Origin of the sequence: Sporichthya sp. (assembly GCF_013815995.1) — a bacterium.
In the GTDB taxonomy this organism is placed as follows: domain Bacteria; phylum Actinomycetota; class Actinomycetes; order Sporichthyales; family Sporichthyaceae; genus Sporichthya.
In genome coordinates, this window is the sequence record NZ_JACDFE010000302.1 from 1 (window position 1) to 4,151 (window position 4,151).

Annotated in this window: 4 protein-coding genes; 1 reads left to right on the forward strand and 3 read right to left on the reverse strand. The window is 73.1% G+C overall.

Translation table 11 applies throughout. The features are described from left to right. Positions 1-178 precede the first annotated feature (178 nt). Genes H0X00_RS22060 through H0X00_RS22070 form a run of 3 tightly spaced genes read right to left on the reverse strand, consistent with a single transcriptional unit; the run spans position 179 to position 3,006 of the window. Positions 179-388, reverse strand: coding sequence for a DUF5302 domain-containing protein (locus tag H0X00_RS22060; protein ID WP_293774887.1), 210 nt, complete (start codon positions 386-388; stop codon positions 179-181). A 19-nt stretch (positions 389-407) separates the two neighbouring features. Beyond that, positions 408-1,904, reverse strand: a complete 1,497-nt coding sequence (gene crtI / locus H0X00_RS22065; RefSeq protein WP_293774890.1) for a phytoene desaturase family protein — start codon at positions 1,902-1,904, stop codon at positions 408-410. Positions 1,905-1,932: 28 nt separating this feature from the next. Next, positions 1,933-3,006 (reverse strand): polyprenyl synthetase family protein, encoded by a 1,074-nt coding sequence (locus tag H0X00_RS22070; protein WP_293774892.1) that lies wholly within the window; start codon positions 3,004-3,006, stop codon positions 1,933-1,935. 119 nt (positions 3,007-3,125) lie between these two features. On the opposite strand from H0X00_RS22070, the gene metF reads away from it, so the two are divergent. After that, a complete protein-coding gene (gene metF / locus H0X00_RS22075; protein WP_293774895.1) occupies positions 3,126-4,064 on the forward strand; it encodes a methylenetetrahydrofolate reductase [NAD(P)H] in 939 nt (312 codons plus the stop codon). The last annotated feature ends 87 nt before the right edge of the window (positions 4,065-4,151 follow it).

Below are 4,151 nucleotides of genomic sequence, written 5' to 3' on the forward strand. Positions count from 1 at the left end.
GCACCCGAACGCCGCCGGCCAGGCCGCGGTCGCCGCCGGTCTCGCCGCCGTGGTCCGCCCCCGCCCGACGGCCTGACCCGACGCAGGTAGCACAGACCCCCGAAAGCGCACTACGCCACGTCGGATAGCAAGATCCGCGTGCTGTGATGCGCTTTCGGGGGTCAATGAGCCCTTGGCGTCAGCCGCCGGACTTGCGGCGGAAGGTGCGCTGCGCCTTGGCCGGGCCGTGCGCGGAGCCGACCTTGGACGCGCCGGCTTCCCCGCCGCCCTGGCCCTGGCTACCGGTCTTGCGGGCCAGCGCCTCGCGGAACTTCGCTTTCGGGTCGTCGCCGGCGAAGACGTCCTCGGCCGGCTCTTCGGTGGACTCGTCGGTCTCGTTCTCGTTCATGCCCCCACCTTGGCACGGATCAGGGCCAGGCGCGCGAGCGATACCCCGGGTCCGGGCCGGTGATCCGCTCGGCGGCCAGCCGACCCGAGATCAGCACGCAGGGCACGCCGACGCCGGGGACCGTGCCGGAGCCGGCGAAGACCACGTTCTCCCAGCCGCGGGCGAGATTGCGGGGGCGGAACGGGCCGGTCTGGCCGAAGGAGTGCGCCGCCGCGAACGGGGTGCCGGCCGCCATACCCCGGGCCGCCCAATCGGCCGGCGTGGTCACCTCGCGGACCTCGATCCCGTCGGCGAACCCGGGATACCCGCGGGCCTCCAGGGTGTCCATCATGTGCTCGACGTAGCCGTCGGTCCAGTCCTGATCGCCCGTCAGATTGGGGCTGGGGAAGAGGACGTAGTAGGCGTGCCGGCCGGCCGGGGCCAGCCCGGGGTCCGACGCGGTCGGGGTAGTGACCAGGAACGAGGGGTCGGACATCGGCCGGCCGGCGTCGATCACCTCGGAGAAGGTCTCCCGCCAGGCGGTTCCGAAGGTGATCTCGTGGTGGGCCCGGTCGGGGTAGGCGGTCCGGGACCCGGCCAGCAGGAGCACGCACGAGGGGGAGTAGCGCAGGCGATCCAGCCGTCGCGGGCCGCCGCCGAGCAGGGTGTGCCAGGCCGTCGGCAGGTCCGGGGTGAGCACCAGGGCGTCGCAGGCGATCCGCTCGCCGTCCGCGGTGTGCACCGCGACCGCGCGGCCCCCGACCTGCTCGACGCGGGTCACCTCGGTGCCGCACCGCAGATCGACGCCGTGCTTGACCGCGGCGCCGGCCAGCGCGGTGGGCAGGGCGTGCATCCCGCCGCGGGGGAAGTACACGCCGGCGACGGTGTCCATGTAGGAGATCACCGCGTACAGCGCGAGCGCGTCGTACGGGGAGCGGCCGGCGTACATCGCCTGGAAGGTGAACACCCGACGGGTGCGCTCGTCCTGCAGGAACCGCCCGACGGCCGGGGCCAGCCGACCGAAGCCGCCGGCCGCGACGAGGCGCGCCAGGTTCGGGGTGAGAAGGTCGAGCGGGGAATCGACGTTGCGGTCGATGAAGTCGCGCATCTCGTAGCGGTAGAGCTTGTGCAGCCAGCCCACCATCCGGCGGTAGCCGTCGGCCTCGGCCGGCCCGCACAGCTCCCCGATCGTGACGGCCATCGCCTCGGGGTCGGTGTGCACGTCGAGGGCGGACCCGTCGGCGAAGCGGGCCCGGTAGGCCGGGGACAGGGGCTGCAGGTCCAGCCAGTCCTCGAGGCGCTCGCCGACGCAGTCCAGTGCGTCGGCGACCAGGTCCGGCATGGTCAGCACGGTCGGTCCGGTGTCGAAGGTGTAGCCGTCCCGCTCGAGCCGGCCGGCGCGCCCGCCCGGGACTGTTTCGCGCTCGAGGAGCACGACCTCGCGGCCCGCTCCGGCCAGGCGCAGCGCGGCGGACAGCCCGGCGAGGCCGGCGCCGACCACCACAACCCGCTGGGTCGGGCCGGTGACGGTTTTCATCAGCGCTTGCTCATGGGCGGCGGGGCGGTCACTCGTGGCGTTGGGTGGCGGCGACCACAAGATCGGCCAGGACCTGACGGGCCGTCGGATCTTCGATCGGCGCCGCCGCCAGGGCGTCCTCGGCCTCTGCGGCCAGGCGCTCGATGAGCTTTTCCACCTCATCGAGCGCGCCGCTGGCGACCAGGATCGAGCGCAGGCGGGCCACGCCGTTCGCGTCAAGGTGCGGGTTGCCGAGCAGGGCGTCCATCGTGGCCCGGTCCGCTGTGTCGGCAGTAGCCAGCGCGGTGGTGACCAGCACGGTGCGCTTGCCCTCGCGCAGGTCGTCGCCGGCCGGCTTGCCGGTCCGCTCGGGGTCGCCGAAGACGCCCAGCACGTCATCGCGCAGTTGGAAGGCCTCGCCCAGCGGGATCCCGACGGCGGTGAAGGCCTGCACCAGGGCGAAAGAGCCGCCGGCCAGGGTGGCGCCGAGCTGCAGCGGGCGCTCGACGGAGTACTTCGCGGTCTTGAAGCGCAGCACCCGCATCGCGCGGGCCAGGGCGTCGTCGTCTCCGGCTGCCTGCGCGACCAGGTCGAGGTACTGACCGCCCATCACCTCGGTGCGCATCGCCTCGAACACTGCCATGGCGGCGGCCACCCGCTCTGCGGGCAGGCCGCAGCTGCGCAGCAACTCATCCGCCCAGCCCAGCACCAGGTCCCCGAGCAGGATGGCGGCGCCATGACCGAAGCCCTCGGCCGAGCCGGCCCACCCGGCGCTCCGGTGCAGCTCGGTGAACTGCCGGTGCGCCGACGGGCGGCCGCGGCGACGGTCGGAGTCGTCCATCACGTCGTCGTGGATCAGCGCGCTCACGTGCAGCAGTTCCAGGGCGGCGGCCGCGGTGACGATCTCCTCGCCGTCCGGCGCGCCCGCGGCGCGGTAGCCCCAGTAGCAGAACGCCGGCCGCAGCAGCTTCCCGCCGACGGTCAGGTCGGCGAGCACGGTCATCGGGGCGGCCAGCTCCGGGCCGAGCTCCGCCACCGCCCGGCCACGATCTGTGAGGAACCCCGTCAACCGGCCCTGGACCCGCTCGCGCAGGTGCGCCGGGTCCGGCTCGGCGGAGGTCATGCCGGGGTTCTCCGTCTCTTGCTCTGCCGGCGCGGGGCCGGTGCTGCGGACAGTGGTGCAGGTCACGGCGGCAATACCGATGGGTAGTGCGCACGGTAAATCGCTAGCCTGGGTCCACTATGACGACCGGATCCGACCCGCGAGCCGCGGGGTCCACGCTCGGCGCCACCATCCGTGACCTCCTCGCGGCCGGGGGGCGGTCGTACTCGTTCGAGTTCTTCCCGCCCAAGACCGACGAGGGCGAACGGACCCTGTTCGAGACGATCCGTCAGCTGGAGCCGCTGGCCCCGACCTTCGTCTCCGTCACTTACGGCGCGGGCGGATCCACCCGCGACCGCACGGTCCGGATCGTGGAGCGGATCGCCACCGACACCACCCTCACCGCGGTGGGGCACCTGACCTGCGTCAGCTCCTCGCGGGCCGACCTGCGCTCGGTGATCGGCACCTTCGCCGCGGCCGGGATCCGCAACGTGCTCGCGCTGCGCGGTGACCCGCCGGGCGGAGCGGGCACGCCGTGGGAGCCGCACCCGGACGGACTCGAGCACGCCGACGAACTGGTCCGGCTGCTGCGTGAGCTCGGCACGTTCTGCGTCGGTGTTGCCGCGTTCCCCGAGGGCCACCCCGAATCGTCCGACCTCGACTCCGACGCCAAGCACCTCGCACTCAAAGCGGCGGCCGGTGCGGACTTCGCGGTGACCCAGTTCTTCTTCGACGCCGACGACTACTTCCGGCTGGTCGACCGGGCGGCCGCGCACGGCTGCACGATCCCGATCCTGCCGGGGATCATGCCGGTCACCAACCTCGGCCAGATCCAGCGCTTCTCCGAGCTCTCCGGTGCGGTCTTCCCGCCGGCGTTGGCGGAGCGGCTGCAGACGGTGGCCGACGACCCGGCGGAGGTGCGCCGGATCGGTATCGAGGTGGCCACCGAGCTGTGCTCGACGCTGCTCGACGGCGGTGCGCCGGGCCTGCACTTCTACACGCTGAACCGGTCAACGTCGACCCTGGAGATCTACCGCGCGCTCGGACTTGCTCCGACAACTGCGCGTTCGCAGGGGTAGTCATGGGTTCGAGCTGGGAGACGCGCGAGACGGCGGGGGTCGGGGAGACCCGGGGGACCCGCGAGGCCTGCCGTCGGGGGGCTCCGC